Below are 15,623 nucleotides of genomic sequence, written 5' to 3'. Positions count from 1 at the left end.
GTCGTACGGCGAAGAGGCCGTACGTGGAACGGGGCACCGCGCCGTACGGACCGGGGGTGGTGGTCCGGTGTGCGCGGTGCCCCGGCGTACTCGGGTCGGGATTACAGGCCCGGGTACAGCGGGTGCTTCTCGGCGAGCGCGGTGACCCGGCCCGCCAGTGCCTCACGGTCGAACTCCGGCTTCAGCGCCGCCGCGATGATCTCCGCGACCTCGGTGAAGTCCTCCGCGGTGAAGCCGCGGGTGGCGAGCGCGGGGGTGCCGATCCGCAGGCCCGAGGTGACCATCGGGGGGCGCGGGTCGTTCGGGACGGCGTTGCGGTTGACGGTGATGCCGACCTCGTGGAGCCGGTCCTCGGCCTGCTGGCCGTCCAGCTCCGAGTCGCGCAGGTCGACCAGGACCAGGTGGACGTCCGTACCACCGGACAGGACGGAGACGCCCACCTCGGTCACGTCCGGCTGGACCAGGCGCTCGGCGAGGATCCGGGCGCCGTCCAGGGTGCGCTGCTGGCGCTCCTTGAACTCGTCCGTGGCCGCCACCTTGAAGGAGACCGCCTTGCCCGCGATGACGTGCTCCAGCGGGCCGCCCTGCTGGCCGGGGAAGACCGCGGAGTTGATCTTCTTCGCCAGTTCCTTGGTGGAGAGGATCACGCCGCCGCGCGGGCCGCCGAGGGTCTTGTGCGTGGTGGTGGTGACGACGTGGGCGTGCGGCACGGGGTTGGGGTGCAGCCCCGCCGCGACCAGACCGGCGAAGTGCGCCATGTCGACCATCAGGTACGCGCCGACCTCGTCCGCGATCCGGCGGAAGGCGGCGAAGTCGAGCTGGCGGGGGTACGCGGACCAGCCGGCCACGATCAGCTTCGGGCGGGACTCCTTGGCGAGCCGCTCGACCTCGGCCATGTCGATCTGGCCGGTCTCGCCGTCGACGTGGTACGCGACCACGTCGTAGAGCTTGCCGGAGAAGTTGATCTTCATGCCGTGGGTGAGGTGCCCGCCGTGCGCGAGGTTCAGACCCATGATCGTGTCGCCGGGGGAGAGCAGCGCGAACATCGCGGCGGCGTTCGCCTGGGCGCCCGAGTGCGGCTGTACGTTCGCGTGCTCGGCGCCGAACAGCGCCTTCACCCGGTCGATGGCGATCTGCTCGACCACGTCGACGTGCTCACAGCCGCCGTAGTAGCGGCGGCCGGGGTAGCCCTCGGCGTACTTGTTGGTGAGTACCGAGCCCTGGGCCTCCATGACCGCGACCGGGGCGAAGTTCTCCGAGGCGATCATTTCGAGGGTGGACTGCTGGCGGTGGAGTTCGGCGTCGACGGCGGCGGCGACGTCGGGGTCCACCTCGTGGAGTGAGGCGTTCAGAAGCGACTTCGAAGACATCACGGTCCCTGTGGTCTCTTGGTGCGGGGTCGGCCGGGTGAGCTGCGTCACGTCAGTTGCCGGAGAACTCTGCGTATTCGTCCGCGGTGAGCAGCTCCTTCGGCTCCTCGGCGACGCGTACCTTGAACAGCCAGCCGCCCTCGAAGGGCGCGGAGTTCACCAGTGAGGGGTCGTCGACGACGTCCTGGTTGGCCTCGATGACCTCGCCGGTCACCGGGGCGTACAGATCGCTGACGGACTTGGTGGACTCCAGCTCTCCGCAGGTCTCGCCCGCGGTCACCGTCTCACCGACCTCGGGAAGCTGGGCGTACACGACATCGCCGAGGGCGTTGGCCGCGTACTCCGTGATACCGACCGTCGACACACCGTTCTCGGTGGCCGTCAGCCACTCGTGCTCCTTGCTGTAGCGAAGCTGCTGGGGGTTGCTCATGACCTGAATTCTCCTGTACGCGGGGGAGTGGTGCGGAACCGCTGTCTTGCGGACCGAGACGGCACGGAACGAACGGAGGGGACGGGCGGCCGGGCCGCCGGGGTGCCGGACGACGTCCGTATCACTTCTGGCGCTTGTAGAACGGCAGCGCCACGACCTCGTACGGCTCCTGGGAGCCGCGGATGTCCACCCCGACCCCCGCCGTACCGGGCGCGGCGTGCGCGGCGTCCACGTACGCCATGGCGATCGGCCGGCCCAGCGTCGGCGACGGTGCGCCGGACGTGACGCCGCCCACGACGGCGCCCCCGGCGACCACCGGGTATCCGGAGCGCGGGACGCGGCGGCCCTCGGCGATCAGGCCGACCAGCTTGCGCGGCGGGGCGGACGCGGCGCGCTCGGCAGCCGCCTCCAGCGCCGCGCGCCCGACGAAGTCGCCGTCGTTCGACGTCTTGTCGAACTTCACGACCCGGCCGAGGCCCGCGTCGAACGGGGTGAGCGCGGTGGACAGCTCGTTCCCGTACAGCGGCATGCCCGCCTCCAGGCGGAGGGTGTCACGGCAGGAGAGCCCGCAGGGCACCAGTCCGACGCCCGCGCCGGCCTCGGTGAGCGCCTTCCACAGCTCCTCCGCGTGCCGGGGCTCGACGAAGAGTTCGAAGCCGTCCTCCCCGGTGTATCCGGTCCGCGCGATGAGGGCGGGGACCCCGGCGACGGTGCCGGGCAGGCCCGCGTAGTACTTGAGCCCGTCCAGGTCGGCGTCGGTCAGCGACTTGAGGATGCCGGGGGACTCGGGGCCCTGGACGGCGAGCAGCGCGTACGCGTCGCGGTCGTCCCGTACTGCGGCGTCGAACCCCGTGGCGCGGGCGGTGAGCGCGTCCAGGACGGTCAGGGCGTTGGAGGCGTTGGCGACGACCATGTACGTGTCCTCGCCGAGGCGGTAGACGATCAGGTCGTCCAGGATCCCGCCGTCCTCCCGGCAGATCATCGTGTAGCGGGCCCGGCCCACGGCCACGGCGCCGATGTTGCCGACCAGCGCGTGGTCGAGCAGGCGTCCGGCGTCCGGCCCCGTGACGGTGATCTCGCCCATGTGGGAGAGGTCGAAGAGCCCGGCGCGGGTACGGACCGCGGTGTGCTCGTCGCGCTCACTGCCGTAGCGCAGCGGCATGTCCCAGCCCGCGAAGTCGGTCATGGTCGCGCCCAGCGCGCGGTGCGTGGCGTCGAGGGCGGTGCGACGGGGGGTGCTGCTCGGGGGGACAGGGCTCATCGGTGTGGCTCCCAGGGCATGACGGCGAGGACGATCCTCCCCATCTGTCATCGGAACCTGAGAGGTTCATCACGACCTCGCGTATGGAGGGCATGACTTGCACCTTGGGTGGAGCCGCGACGACGCGGCCCGCTTTTCAGATCTGCCTCATCCACGCGGTACGGGGCCTGAGAGATTCAAGGGAGGTTCTTGCTCCTTCGGCGCCCGGCGCACACGGTGACCGGGACTCTCCCGCGCGGATTCAAACGGCCGGTATGCAGTTGGCGGGCACATCATCGCACGGGCCGCGACGGAGCGGCGCGGCCGGTCGGTACGCAGCCGCGCGGTCGGTCCCGCGCGTCGCCGCGCGGCGGACCGTGCACGTCGCGGGTACGGGTGAGAGGCTTGCGGGACATTACCAAGTCTTTACACTCCATGGGCAAGAGTCATGGGCCAGACGGACTGAGCTGACACGGACTGAGCTGACAGGGGGACGGCGATGATCTCGCAGGGGTCCGGCGCGTGTGCCACGACCGCGGGTGTGCCCGCACAGCAGGGCGTGAGAACGGTCGGGGAAGGCCCGGTGGTGGACCCCGCCGGGGTGGGCCCTGCTGGGCCGGTGGGCCCGTCCGCCGCGCCGGCCGTGCGCGATCTGCGGGGGCTGGGGCCGGGAGGAGGGCCCGACGGGCTGGACTTCGACGCGGGGGACCTCGTCGTCGTCTCCGGGCTGCCAGGCAGCGGGAAGTCCACGCTGATCCGGCGGGCAGCCGAGGGCGGCGGCATCGACTCCCAGGACGCGCGGGACCGCTGGGCGCGGCTGATGCCGCCCGCGCTGCCGTACGCCGTCTACCGCCCCCTCGTACGGACGGCGCACTACGCGGGGCTCCGGCGCGCGCTGCGCTCCGGCGCGAGCCTGGTCGTGCACGACTGCGGTACGCAGAGGTGGGTAAGGCGCTGGCTCGCCCGGGAGGCCGGCGCGCGCGGGCGCCGGCTGCATCTGCTCCTGCTGGACGTGGCGCCGGAGACCGCCAGGGCGGGCCAGCGCGAGCGCGGCCGGGGCGTCTCGGGGTACGCCTTCGCACGCCACCGCGGCGCGGTCGGCCGGCTGCTCACGGACGCCGAGGCGGGCCGGCTCCCCGCCGGGTGCGCCGGCGCCGTGCTGCTGGACAGGGACGCGGCGGGCGCGCTGGAGCGGATCGCCTTCTTACCGGCGCGGAACACGGAGTGACGCACCCGCCCTGACGGCGCCGGACACGAAGTCCGCCACCCGCGGGGCGCCTCGGCCGCGGGACGCCCCGCGGCCTGCGGCGTTAGGGTGCTGCGGCAGGGTCCTGGGTGGACGGGGTGGAGAGGTGCACAGTGGTGAACACAGCATGGCCGGGCAACGAGCTGGAAGAGGTGCTCACCGCCTCGCTCGGCAATGACGCCGCGGGCGGACGGCTGGTCGAGGTGCTCGGACGCAGTGAGGTCTGGGTGCCGTTGCCCAACGGGGGCGGCCCCGACAGCTCCACCCTCGATCTGCCGACGGTGGAGATCGACGGCGCCGCGTACGTCCCGGTCTTCAGCTCGCACCAGCAGTTCCTCAGTTGCGTCGGCGAGCACATGGCGTTCACCGTCGCGCCCGCCCGCGACTTCGCCCGGGGACTGCCGCCGCAGCTCGGCATCGCGATCAACCCCGGCGGCGCGGTCGGCGCGCCGCTGCCGCCGCTCGCCGTAGCGGAGCTGTGCCGGGTCGGGCGTACGCCGCTCGACGGACCGGCCAGCGGGGGCCGGGTCAGGCTCTTCCAGCCGGACTGGAAGGAGGACCCGGTCGACTTCCTCTCCGCCGCCGCGGCCGAGTTCGGGGCGACGGGCACCGTGACCACCGCCCGCCGTGCCCTCGCCAGTGTCGAGGGCGAGCCGCCGGTCCTCTTCATCGGCGTCCAGCTCTCCTCCTGGGAGGCCGCCGACCGCAACGCGCCGATGGACGCGCTCGGTCGCGCGCTGGGCCGGGCGCCGGTGGCCTGGCCGGTCAACCTCCTGCTGCTGGACCTGACCCAGGATCCCGTCGGCGAGTGGATGCTGGCGAAGGTCGGGCCGTTCTACGAACGGGGGTAGGCGGGGCCGGCCGGCCGTCCCTCCGCGCGCCTTCGTACGCCTCCGTACCCGTACGCGCGTCTCCGCACGTCCTTCGTACCGCCCTCCGTATCCCATCCGGGACATGACGGAGGGATGACGGAGGGGTACGACGGGCCGGGGCGGGTATGACCCGTAGTCGCGGGCACGTCGCCGCCCCGGCCACGGGGCGGTTCACGGGGCGCGCGTCCCGGGTACGGCGCGGTGCGGCACGGGTACGGCACGGCGCGTACGCGGCGGGAATCAGCCGTACCGCGCCGCCCCGTCTATGCGGCACGCACACCCGCCGTCAAGTCGGTGTCAGGCCAGCCGCCTAAGCTGGTTTGATGGCCTGGCCGGCGCACCGCGCGGCGCCGGGGAGCGGTACGAATGGTGAATCGAAGAGGGGCGGGACCCAGAGTGAGCGCGTCAGGCACCGCGGCGGCCGGGCAGGTCGAGCACATGCTGCGCCAGGTGACGCCGGGACGGTACGACGCGTACGAGGCACTGCTCCAGGCCCTCGCCGACGACAGCGTCTGGATGCTGCTCTGGCACGGTCAGGGCGGTTCGCCCGACGCCCAGTACGGCAACATGGAGGTCGACGGGCTGGGGTACGCGCCCTGCGTCACCTCCGCCCAGGAGCTGTCCGTCAGCGGCTGGACCCGGGCCCACGAGGTGGTTTCCGGCCGCGACATCGCCCGCGCCCTCTACCCGGACCGCTGGGGGATCTGGCTCAATCCGCACGCCCCCGGCGGCGGCCTCGGCATCCCCTGGCTGGACCTGCGCCGGATCGCCACCGGCCTCGACCGGATGCCCGCGGGCCCGCTGCGGCTCTCCGAGCCGGCCATCCAACTCCCGCAGTTCTACGCCCTGCTCACGCAGAACGCGCACCGCACCCCCGCCGTGCGCTCGCTGCGCCGGGCCTGGGTGCAGCCGGCGCTGGGCGCCCCGTACCTGGCGATCGGCCTCGACCTGTACGACACGAGCCCGGCCTCGGTCGACTCCGTACGCGCGATGATGCGCCAGTCGATCGGCGCCGTCCCCGACGGGCTGCCGGTTTCCACGGTCGCCATGTCCGACGAGTACGACCCGGTCACGATGTGGCTGCGCGTCAACTCCCGCCCGTTCTACGACCGGGAGGCGCACGCGGCGCACGCGGCGCCCGTTCAGTCCTCCGGTTACGGCTATCCGCCCCCCGCCTCCCGCGCATACTGAACGCTGCGCGGGGGAGGAACGGGGGTGGCAGGCATGCCCGTTCTGGTGGATTCTGACGGATTGGTGATCGGTCTCGTCCGCTGAGGCCCAAGTCGTGTCCGTATAACGGTAACCCTCTGATCGCATCACGGTTGAGCAACCATTCCCCAATGGGGCTGGCATGTGATCGCGATAGGGCTGAAGACTCCCTCCAGCAGGTGGCATCGGCACGAATGTGCGACAGATGTGCGGGCGATGCGCTGACAGAAGCAGATCTCCCGAACCGGGGGGACCACCATGCGACATCAATGAAGCGAACGAGCCGCTACAGCGGCGGTCACAGGCCGGCCACCGTCGGCCGAGAGGGGTCTCCAGCGCAATGACGGCACCTATCGAGACCACCGGGTCGGCGGCGCAAGCACCGCCGGAAGCGGTGCTGGAAGGCGCCGGGGGCAAGCAGATCGAGGGCCGTTCACTCGGCCGGATCGCGTGGACGCGTTTCAAACGGGACAAGGTCGCCATGGCAGGCGGCGTCATCGTGATCCTGCTGGTCCTTGTCGCCGTACTCTCCAAGCCGATCCAGTCGGTCTTCGGCCTTGACCCCAACGCCTTCAACCAGGACCTCGTCGACCCCACGCTGCTCGCGCCCAAGGGCAGCTTCGGCGGCATGAGCTGGGACCACCTTCTGGGTGTCGAACCGCAGACCGGCCGGGACATCCTGGCCCGCATCATCGAAGGCTCCTGGGTCTCCCTGGTCGTCGCGGCCGGGTCCACGATGCTCTCCGTCGTCATCGGCGTCGTGATGGGCGTCGTGGCCGGCTTCTACGGCGGCTGGGTCGACAGCGCCATCAGCCGCATGATGGACACCTTCCTCGCCTTCCCGCTGCTCCTCTTCGCGATCTCGATCTCCGCGTCGCTCCAGGGCAGCGTCTTCGGGCTCGAAGGGCTCTCGCTGCGCATCGCCGTACTGATCTTCGTCATCGGCTTCTTCAGCTGGCCGTACATCGGCCGCATCGTGCGCGCGCAGACACTCAGCCTGCGGGAGCGGGAGTTCGTGGAGGCGGCCAGGTCGCTGGGAGCGCGCGGCCCGTTCATCCTCTTCCGGGAACTGCTGCCCAACCTGATCGCGCCGATCCTCGTCTACTCGACGCTGCTGATCCCCACCAACATCCTCTTCGAGGCTTCCCTGAGCTTCCTCGGCGTCGGTATCGCCCCGCCGCAGTCCTCATGGGGCGGCATGCTGTCCACCGCGGTCGACCTGTACCAGGTCGACCCGATGTTCATGATCATTCCTGGCATGGCGATCTTCATCACCGTGCTGGCCTTCAATCTGCTGGGGGACGGTCTGCGTGACGCACTCGACCCCCGTGGCAAGTAATCGCGGCCAGTCCGCACCATCGATCGAGGGGGCTTTCCTCAGGTGAACAGCAGAAAGACAGCATCGGCCATAGCCGTCACGCTGGCGTTGGCACTCGGTGCGACCGCCTGCGGCAGCGGTGACAGCAAGGACAAGGACGGCAATGGGGGCGGCAGCGCGAAGGCCGATGCCGGACTGAGCAGCATCGTCAACGCCAGCACCAAGAAGGGGGGGACGGTCACGTACGAGCACTCCAGTGGCCCGGACTCCCTGGACCCGGGCAACACGTACTACGGCTGGGTGCAGAACTTCTCCCGCCTGTACGGCCGTTCCCTGGTGACGTTCAAGCCTGCGGCCGGCAAGGAAGGCCTCACGGTCGTTCCCGACCTGGCGACCTCCCTCGGCAAGGGCAGCCCGGACGCCAAGACCTGGACGTACACGCTCCGCAAGGGCGTGAAGTTCCAGGACGGCACCGAGATCACCTCCGCGGACGTCAAGTACGCCATCGAGCGCTCCAACTTCGCGCCCGAGGCCATCTCCAACGGCCCGACGTACTTCAAGGCGTACCTGGAGGGCGGTGACAAGTACAAGGGTCCCTACAAGGACAAGTCGCCCGAGGGTCTCAAGTCCATCGAGACGCCGGACAAGTACACGATCACCTTCAAGCTGAACAAGCCGTTCGCGGACATGGACTACCTGGCCGCGTTCTCGCAGACGGCCCCGGTCCCGCAGAAGGCCGACACGGGTGCCGAGTACGTCCAGAAGATCGTCTCCTCGGGCCCGTACAAGTTCGACTCGTACAGCGAGAGCCGCGGCGCGACGTTCTCCCGGAACCCCGAGTGGGACCCGGCGACGGACCCGATCCGCAAGGCGCTGCCGGACAAGATCGAGCTGAAGTTCAACGTCAACGCCTCCACGGTCGACGAGCACCTGCTCAGCGACACGATCACCGCGGACATCGCGGGTACCGGGCTGCAGTCCAAGACGCAGCCGAAGGTGCTCGTGAAGCCGGCCGAGAAGGCCCGGACGGACAACCCCTACGCGGGCGCGCTCGCCTACCTGGCGATGAACGTCAACGTGAAGCCGTTCGACAACATCGAGTGCCGCAAGGCCGTGCAGTACGCGATCAACAAGGCCGGCGTGGTCGACGCCGTCGGCGGCTCGGTCAAGGGTGACCCCGCCACCACGATGATCCCGCCGTCGGTCGCCGGCTACAAGAAGTTCGACCTGTACCCGACCGAGGGCAACAAGGGCGACGAGGCCAAGGCCAAGGAACAGCTCACCAAGTGCGGTCAGCCGAAGGGCTTCAAGACCTCGCTGACGGCGCGTTCCGACCGTCCCGACGAGGTCCAGGCCGCCACGCAGATCCAGCAGAGCCTGAAGACGATCGGCATTGAGGCCGACATCAAGCAGTTCCCGGCCGACAAGTACTTCACGGACTTCGCGGGCTCCCCCAAGTGGGTCCACGACAACAAGGCCGGCCTGATGATGATGGCCTGGGGTGCCGACTGGCCCACCGGCTACGGCTTCCTCGACTCGATCGTGAACGGCTCGGCCATCAAGCCGTCCGGTGGCACGAACCTGATGGAGCTGAACGACCCGAAGATCAACAAGGCGCTGACCGACGGCATCGGCACCCTCGACGCCACCGCTCGCGGTGACAAGTGGGCCGAGGTCGACAAGCTGGTCATGGAGAACGCTTCCGCCGTGCCGCTCTTCTACAAGAAGAACCTGCTCTACCGCCCGGACTCGGCGACCAACGTCACCGTGGCCGAGTCGTACCTCGGTATGTACGACTACGTGCTGATGAGCTCGTCCAAGTAAGCCCGCAGGACCCTCCGAGCGGGCTCGGAACAGACTCCGGGCCCGCTCGGCAACACATTCAGTAACACCTGTTACATCAAACAGCACCCCCCCCGAAAGGCAGGTGAAGGTGCCGGATCGTACGGGCGCACCCCGCCCGGACGCCCTGGTACCGCACGGCTGTGGCTGCGTACATCATCCGACGCGTATTCGCCGCGGTGTTGCTGCTGCTGGTGGTCAGCGCAGTCACGTTCGCGATCTTCTTCCTGGTGCCCCGGCTGGGCGGCCAGACGACCGATTCCCTGGCCGCCCAGTACGTCGGTAAGGGCGCCGACCCCGACGCCATCGCCGCCATCAAGGCGAACCTGGGCCTGGACGACCCCCTCTACCTCCAGTACTGGCACTTCATCAAGGCCATCGTGGTCGGCGCCGAGTACAACCTCGGCCCCAACCCCTCGGTGTGCAACGCGCCGTGCTTCGGCTACTCCTTCAAGACCCACGTCGAGGTCTGGCCCGAGATCGTCCAGCGCATCCCGGTCACCTTCTCGCTGGCCATCGGCGCGGCGGTCATCTGGGTCATCTCCGGTGTCGCCATCGGCGTCCTCTCCGCGCTCAAGCGGGGCTCGATCTTCGACCGTCTGACCATGGGCATCGCCCTGGCCGGCGTCTCGCTGCCGATGTTCTTCACCGGCCTGGTCTCCCTCGCCCTGTTCAGCTTCCACTGGACGATCTGGGAAGAGCTCCAGTTCGTACCGTTCTCCGAGAACCCCGGCGAATGGGCGTGGAACCTGATCCTCCCCTGGTGCACCCTCGCCTTCCTGTACTCCGCCCTCTACGCGCGGCTCACCCGCGCCGGGATGCTGGAGACCATGGGCGAGGACTACATCAGAACCGCGCGGGCGAAGGGCCTGCGCGAGCGCCAGGTGGTCGTCAAGCACGGCCTGCGCGCCGCGCTGACCCCGCTCGTCACGATCTTCGGCATGGACTTCGCACTGCTCCTGGGCGGCGCGGTCATCACCGAGCGCGTCTTCTCCTTCCAGGGGATGGGCGCGTACGCCATCCAGGGCGTGACCCGCAGCGACCTGCCCATCGTGATGGGTGTGACGCTGGTCGCCGCCTTCTTCATCGTTCTCTGCAATCTGCTGGTGGACCTCGTGTACGCCGCGATCGACCCCCGGGTGAGGCTCTCATGAGCGACGTGAGCAAGACGCAGGACGCGAGCGGGGACGACGCGGGTACGGGCGCGACGGGCACGGGCACGGTGGACACGGGCGCCGCCGCCGGCGCTCCGGCCGCGAAGGACTCGTTCCTCTCCGTGCGGGACCTCCGTATCCACTTCGACACCGACGACGGCCTCGTGAAGTCCGTCGACGGCGTCAGCTTCGACCTCCAGGCGGGCAAGACCCTCGGCATCGTCGGCGAGTCCGGCTCCGGGAAGTCCGTGACCTCGCTGGGCATCATGGGGCTGCACAACTCCGAGCGCGCCCGCATCTCCGGCGAGATCTGGCTGGACGGCGAGGAGCTGATCGGCGCGGACCCCGAGCGGGTGCGCGCGCTGCGCGGCCACAAGATGTCGATGATCTTCCAGGACCCGCTCTCCGCGCTGCACCCGTACTACAGCGTCGGCGCGCAGATCGTGGAGGCGTACCGCGTCCACAACAAGGTCGACAAGAAGACCGCGAAGAAGCGGGCCGTCGACATGCTCGACCGGGTCGGGATCCCCGAGCCGGCCCGGCGCTACGACGACTACCCGCACCAGTTCTCCGGCGGTATGCGCCAGCGCGCGATGATCGCGATGTCGCTGGTGAACAACCCCGAGCTGCTGATCGCCGACGAGCCGACGACCGCCCTGGACGTGACCGTCCAGGCGCAGATCCTCGACCTCATCCGGGACCTCCAGAAGGAGTTCCACTCGGCGGTCGTCATCATCACCCACGACCTCGGCGTCGTCGCCGAGATCGCGGACGACCTGCTCGTGATGTACGCCGGGCGCTGCATCGAGCGCGGTTCGTCGGAGAGCGTGTTCTACCAGCCGCAGCACCCCTACACCTGGGGTCTGCTGGGCTCGATGCCCCGTATCGACCGTGAGCAGACCGAGCGGCTGGTGCCGGTCAAGGGCACCCCGCCCAGCCTGATCAACGTCCCGTCCGGCTGTGCCTTCAACCCGCGCTGCCCGTACGCCGACATCCCCAAGGACAACCTCACCCGTACGGTCCGTCCCGACCTGCGGGAGATCACCGACGGGCACTTCTCCGCCTGCCACATGTCGCGCGCGGAGCGGGAAAAGATCTGGACCGAAGAGATTGCGCCGAAGCTGTGACTGAGCTGACGAAGAAGATTCCGGAGCAGGTCGCGGCGGGCGGTCCCTCGGACGGTGTCGAGCCGATCCTGAGGGTCACCGGCCTGGTCAAGCACTTCCCGATCACCAAGGGCCTGCTGAAACGCAAGGTCGGCGCGGTCCAGGCGGTCGACGGGCTCTCCTTCGACGTACGTCCCGGGGAGACCCTGGGCGTCGTCGGTGAGTCCGGGTGCGGCAAGTCGACCATGGGCCGGCTGATCACCCGGCTGCTCGAACCGACCGGTGGCACGGTCGAGTTCGAGGGCAAGGACATCACCCACATGTCCGCGGGCGCGCTGCGGCCGATGCGCCGCGACATCCAGATGATCTTCCAGGACCCGTTCGGGTCGCTGAACCCGCGCCACACCGTCGGCGGGATCGTCTCCACCCCCTTCAAGCTCCAGGGCATCGAGCCCGAGGGCGGCGTGAAGAAGGAGGTGCAGCGGCTGCTGGAGCTGGTGGGCCTGAGCCCCGAGCACTACAACCGCTACCCGCACGAGTTCTCCGGCGGACAGCGCCAGCGCATCGGCATCGCGCGGGCGCTGGCCCTCAACCCGAAGCTGGTCGTCGCCGACGAGCCGGTCTCGGCGCTGGACGTGTCGATCCAGGCCCAGGTGGTGAACCTGCTGGACGACCTCCAGAAGGAGCTGGGGCTGACGTACGTGATCATCGCGCACGACCTCTCGGTCATCCGCCATGTGTCGGACCGGATCGCGGTGATGTACCTCGGCAAGATCGTCGAACTGGCGGACCGCAAGTCGCTGTACGAGTCGCCCAAGCACCCGTACACGAAGGCGCTGCTGTCGGCCGTACCGGTGCCCGACCCGAGCCGGCGCGGCGGCAAGAGCGACCGGATCCTGCTCAAGGGCGATGTGCCGTCGCCGATCTCGCCGCCGACCGGCTGCCGGTTCCACACCCGGTGCTGGAAGGCGACGGAGGTCTGCAAGACGACCGAGCCGCCGCTGATCCAGCTCGGCGTGGGCCACCAGGCGGCCTGCCACCACCCGGAGAACGCGCCGGACCAGCGTCCGCAGGACACGGTCTCGGTGGCGGCGCGGGAGACGATCGAACTGGCGGAGGGGACGAGCGAGGCCGGCGCGAAGGCTGCCGGGGAGACCGGCGGGGCCTCCAAGGAGTAGTCCGCACCGGGCCGGGGCCGGCGCCCGGCGTGCCGCCCACGCGGGCGCCACGCGGCCCGGTCCCGGTCCGGCGGGCCGGTTCCCGTGTGTACGTACGGGTACCGGCACACTGTCCGGGTGTTCCATGAACTTTTCACGCCCTCCGTCCAGCACGCGCTCGACCTCGTCGGGATCTTCGTCTTCGCGATCTCCGGCGCCCTGCTCGCCGTACGGAAGAACTTCGATGTCTTCGGTATGGCGGTGCTGGCCGAGATCACCGCGCTGGGCGGAGGGCTGCTCCGTGATCTGATCATCGGAGCGGTGCCACCCGCCGCCTTCACCGATCTCGGCTACTTCTCCATGCCGCTGGTGGCGACCGCGCTGGTCTTCTTCCTCCACCCCCACGTCGAGCGGATCCAAGGCGCGGTCAACGTCTTCGACGCGGCGGGGCTCGGCCTCTTCTGCGTCACGGGGACCACCAAGGCGTACGAGTACGGGCTCGGCCTGACCTCCTCCGTCGTACTCGGACTGGCCACGGCCGTCGGCGGCGGCGTACTGCGCGACGTCCTCGCCAACGAGGTGCCGTCACTGCTGCGCTGGGACCGCGACCTCTACGCCGTACCCGCGATCGTCGGCGCCACGATGGTGGCGCTCTGCATCCGCTTCGACGCGCTCAACGGCCTCACCAGTGGGATCGCCGTCCTGACCGCGTTCGCCCTGCGGCTGCTCGCGATGCGCTTCCACTGGCGGGCGCCGCGCGCCTGGAACCGTCGCTCGGCGGCGGAGGAGCCGGTGTGACGTCGGCGGGCCCGCGTGGGTGCGACGGGCGCGGGGCCTCGGCCGGTACGTTCGTCCACGTAAGCTACCGCTTAGTACAGTCGTGTTGTACGGTTGCGTCCCATGGCACAGGTATCCATCGGCGACCGCGAGTTCGTCAGCGAGTTCGACCGCGAGACGGCCGTCTCGCTCCGCGCCCCAGGCGTCTACGACACCCGGCTCTTCCCGGGCTGGACCGTCATGAACGTCGTCAACGGCGGTTATCTGCTGGCGGTCATGGGCCGTGCGCTGGGTGAAGCCCTGCCGCACTCCGACCCGTTCGCCGTGTCCGCCCACTACCTCACGCCCTCGGTGCCGGGACCGGCCGTCGTGAGGACCGAGACCCTGCGCACCGGCCGTACGCTCTCCACCGGCCAGGCGTCCCTCTTCCAGACGGGCGAGGACGGCGGTGAGGTGGAGCGGATCCGGTTCCTCGCCTCGTACGGCGATCTGGACGCGCTGCCCGACGACGTGAGGACCGCCGCCAAGCCGCCCGGGATACCGCCGCGGGAACGGTGCGTCAGCACCGCCGACGGGCCGGCGCCGGAGGGCGACTTCGCCATCCTCGACCGGCTCGCCATGCGGATCGACCCCGCCACCGTCGGCTGGGCGGTCGGCGAGCCCTCCGGGCGGGGCGAGATGCGCGCCTGGTTCGAACTCGCCGACGGTCGCGCCCCCGATCCGCTCTCGCTGCTGTTCACCGTCGACGCGCTGCCGCCGACCTCCTTCGACCTGGGCCTGCGGGGCTGGACGCCGACCGTCGAACTGACCGTCCACGTCCGCTGCCGCCCGGCCCCCGGACCGCTCCGGGTCGCCATCACCACCCGTAACCTGGCCGGCGGCTTCCTGGAGGAGGACGCGGAGGTCTGGGACAGCGCGGACCGGCTGGTCGCCCAGTCCCGCCAACTGGCCCGCGCGCCCCGCCCCTGAGGGGTCAGGAGCGGCGCGCGGGGAGTGTCCGGCCGCTGTGCAGGAAGCGGCCGACCGCCGCGGCGAGTTCCGCCGGCGCGTCCTCCTGCACGAGGTGGCCGGCGCCCGCCAGCAGGCGCAGCTCGGCGCCGGGGATCAGCGCCGCCAGCTCCGCGCCCCTGGCCGCGGGGATCCAGGTGTCCTCCGCGCCCCAGCAGATCAGTACGGGCAGCTCCAGCTCCCCGTACCGGCCCTGGATCTCGTCCGTGTACCGCTGGTCGTTCTGCCGGATCTGCCGGTAGAAGGCGGGCTGACCCGCGGCCCCGCACCAGTCGTCGGCCAGCCGCTCCAGGACGGCGGGCGCCAGGCCCTGATGGCTCGCGGAGGAGACGTACTCCCGCACCAGTGCCCGGTGCAGGGCGGGCGGCAGTTGGGCGAAGACATCGCCGTGCGCCCCCAGCAGCCGGTACGCCGGTGAACCCCAGGGCGCCAGTGCCACCGGGTCGACCAGAACCAGCCGTTCGTACGCGGCGCCGTGCAGAAGATGGGCGCGCAGGGCCACGCACCCGCCGAAGTCATGGGCGACGACGGCCGGCGGGCCGTCAGGGCCACCGCTCAGGCCCCAGTGGCCGAGGAGTTCGGTGAAGACCCGGGCCTGCGCGTCCAGCGACACGTCCTGCCCCGGGCTCTTCTCCGAGGCGCCGAACCCCGGCATGTCCCAGACGAGAACCCGTTGGTCCGGCGCGAAGGCGCGGGCGAGGGCGCGCCAGACGTACGAGGAGAACGGCGTCCCGTGCAGCAGCACGACGGGCGGTGAGCCGGGTGAGCCGAACGCGGCCCAGCGGACCTCGCCCGACGAGCTGGGGAACGTGCGGTCGAGCGTCCACTCTGTCATGACCGTAACGCTAGACACTCCTGACAGTGCTCGGCAAGTCCCGGTGCGGACCGCTACCC

14 protein-coding genes and 1 riboswitch are annotated in these 15,623 nt (G+C 70.2%); of the genes, 10 read left to right on the top strand and 4 right to left on the bottom strand.

Features of this window, described 5'->3' with window-relative positions; translation table 11 throughout:
- Nucleotides 1-101: 101 nt before the first annotated feature.
- The 3 genes from glyA to gcvT all read right to left on the bottom strand — a co-directional run bounded on the left by glyA (nt 102) and on the right by gcvT (nt 3,061).
- Nucleotides 102-1,370, bottom strand: coding sequence for a serine hydroxymethyltransferase (glyA, locus tag ACFXPL_RS01660; RefSeq protein ID WP_384910743.1), 1,269 nt, complete (start codon nt 1,368-1,370; stop codon nt 102-104).
- 52 nt (nt 1,371-1,422) lie between these two features.
- Nucleotides 1,423-1,800: a glycine cleavage system protein GcvH gene (gcvH, locus tag ACFXPL_RS01655; RefSeq protein ID WP_384910740.1), complete on the bottom strand. Its 378-nt coding sequence runs from the start codon at nt 1,798-1,800 to the stop codon at nt 1,423-1,425.
- Nucleotides 1,801-1,921: 121 nt separating this feature from the next.
- Nucleotides 1,922-3,061, bottom strand: a complete 1,140-nt coding sequence (gcvT, locus tag ACFXPL_RS01650; RefSeq protein ID WP_384910737.1) for a glycine cleavage system aminomethyltransferase GcvT — start codon at nt 3,059-3,061, stop codon at nt 1,922-1,924.
- Nucleotides 3,062-3,207: 146 nt separating this feature from the next.
- A riboswitch (glycine riboswitch) is annotated at nt 3,208-3,305 on the bottom strand.
- A gap of 234 nt (nt 3,306-3,539) precedes the next feature.
- Between gcvT and ACFXPL_RS01645 the strand changes: the two genes are divergently transcribed.
- The 10 genes from ACFXPL_RS01645 (at nt 3,540) to ACFXPL_RS01600 (ending at nt 14,690) form a co-directional block, all read left to right on the top strand.
- Nucleotides 3,540-4,268, top strand: a complete 729-nt coding sequence (locus ACFXPL_RS01645) for an AAA family ATPase (protein WP_384910734.1) — start codon at nt 3,540-3,542, stop codon at nt 4,266-4,268.
- A gap of 134 nt (nt 4,269-4,402) precedes the next feature.
- Complete coding sequence (locus ACFXPL_RS01640) at nt 4,403-5,137, top strand: enhanced serine sensitivity protein SseB (RefSeq protein ID WP_384910731.1); 735 nt, start codon at nt 4,403-4,405, stop codon at nt 5,135-5,137.
- A 417-nt stretch (nt 5,138-5,554) separates the two neighbouring features.
- Entirely contained in the window at nt 5,555-6,349 is a 795-nt protein-coding gene (locus ACFXPL_RS01635) for an enhanced serine sensitivity protein SseB C-terminal domain-containing protein (protein ID WP_384910729.1), read from the top strand.
- Between the two features lie 358 nt (nt 6,350-6,707).
- Nucleotides 6,708-7,706 (top strand): ABC transporter permease, encoded by a 999-nt coding sequence (locus ACFXPL_RS01630; RefSeq protein ID WP_384910726.1) that lies wholly within the window; start codon nt 6,708-6,710, stop codon nt 7,704-7,706.
- A 42-nt stretch (nt 7,707-7,748) separates the two neighbouring features.
- Nucleotides 7,749-9,509 (top strand): ABC transporter substrate-binding protein, encoded by a 1,761-nt coding sequence (locus tag ACFXPL_RS01625; protein WP_384910724.1) that lies wholly within the window; start codon nt 7,749-7,751, stop codon nt 9,507-9,509.
- Nucleotides 9,510-9,670: 161 nt separating this feature from the next.
- Nucleotides 9,671-10,681 carry an ABC transporter permease gene (locus tag ACFXPL_RS01620; RefSeq protein WP_384910722.1) on the top strand — a complete coding sequence of 337 codons (1,011 nt, stop codon included), beginning with the start codon at nt 9,671-9,673 and terminating at the stop codon, nt 10,679-10,681.
- Nucleotides 10,678-11,808: an ABC transporter ATP-binding protein gene (locus ACFXPL_RS01615; protein ID WP_384910719.1), complete on the top strand. Its 1,131-nt coding sequence runs from the start codon at nt 10,678-10,680 to the stop codon at nt 11,806-11,808. Before ACFXPL_RS01620 ends, ACFXPL_RS01615 begins: the two co-directional genes overlap by 4 nt.
- Complete coding sequence (locus ACFXPL_RS01610; RefSeq protein ID WP_384910716.1) at nt 11,805-12,965, top strand: ABC transporter ATP-binding protein; 1,161 nt, start codon at nt 11,805-11,807, stop codon at nt 12,963-12,965. The genes ACFXPL_RS01615 and ACFXPL_RS01610 overlap by 4 nt, the downstream gene beginning before the upstream one ends.
- Nucleotides 12,966-13,082: 117 nt before the next feature.
- Entirely contained in the window at nt 13,083-13,742 is a 660-nt protein-coding gene (locus ACFXPL_RS01605; protein WP_384910713.1) for a trimeric intracellular cation channel family protein, read from the top strand.
- A 102-nt stretch (nt 13,743-13,844) separates the two neighbouring features.
- Nucleotides 13,845-14,690, top strand: coding sequence for a thioesterase family protein (locus tag ACFXPL_RS01600; protein ID WP_384910710.1), 846 nt, complete (start codon nt 13,845-13,847; stop codon nt 14,688-14,690).
- Between the two features lie 4 nt (nt 14,691-14,694).
- Here ACFXPL_RS01600 and ACFXPL_RS01595 read toward each other — a convergent pair whose 3' ends face one another.
- Nucleotides 14,695-15,564 carry an alpha/beta fold hydrolase gene (locus ACFXPL_RS01595; RefSeq protein ID WP_384910707.1) on the bottom strand — a complete coding sequence of 290 codons (870 nt, stop codon included), beginning with the start codon at nt 15,562-15,564 and terminating at the stop codon, nt 14,695-14,697.
- Nucleotides 15,565-15,623 lie beyond the last annotated feature (59 nt).

Origin of the sequence: Streptomyces sp. NPDC059092 (genome assembly GCF_042756365.1) — a bacterium.
Lineage (GTDB): Bacteria > Actinomycetota > Actinomycetes > Streptomycetales > Streptomycetaceae > Streptomyces.
Note: the sequence above shows the minus strand (reverse complement) of the source record. Positions and strands in the feature narration are given on the sequence as shown.

Bases quoted from the DNA above. Each gene is read 5' to 3' on its own strand.
- glyA (WP_384910743.1), bottom strand. From the start codon at position 1,370: ATGTCTTCGAAGTCGCTTCTGAACGCCTCACTCCACGAGGTGGACCCC.
- gcvH (WP_384910740.1), bottom strand. From the start codon at position 1,800: ATGAGCAACCCCCAGCAGCTTCGCTACAGCAAGGAGCACGAGTGGCTG.
- gcvT (WP_384910737.1), bottom strand. From the start codon at position 3,061: ATGAGCCCTGTCCCCCCGAGCAGCACCCCCCGTCGCACCGCCCTCGAC.
- ACFXPL_RS01645 (WP_384910734.1), top strand. From the start codon at position 3,540: ATGATCTCGCAGGGGTCCGGCGCGTGTGCCACGACCGCGGGTGTGCCC.
- ACFXPL_RS01630 (WP_384910726.1), top strand. From the start codon at position 6,708: ATGACGGCACCTATCGAGACCACCGGGTCGGCGGCGCAAGCACCGCCG.
- ACFXPL_RS01615 (WP_384910719.1), top strand. From the start codon at position 10,678: ATGAGCGACGTGAGCAAGACGCAGGACGCGAGCGGGGACGACGCGGGT.
- ACFXPL_RS01600 (WP_384910710.1), top strand. From the start codon at position 13,845: ATGGCACAGGTATCCATCGGCGACCGCGAGTTCGTCAGCGAGTTCGAC.
- ACFXPL_RS01595 (WP_384910707.1), bottom strand. From the start codon at position 15,564: ATGACAGAGTGGACGCTCGACCGCACGTTCCCCAGCTCGTCGGGCGAG.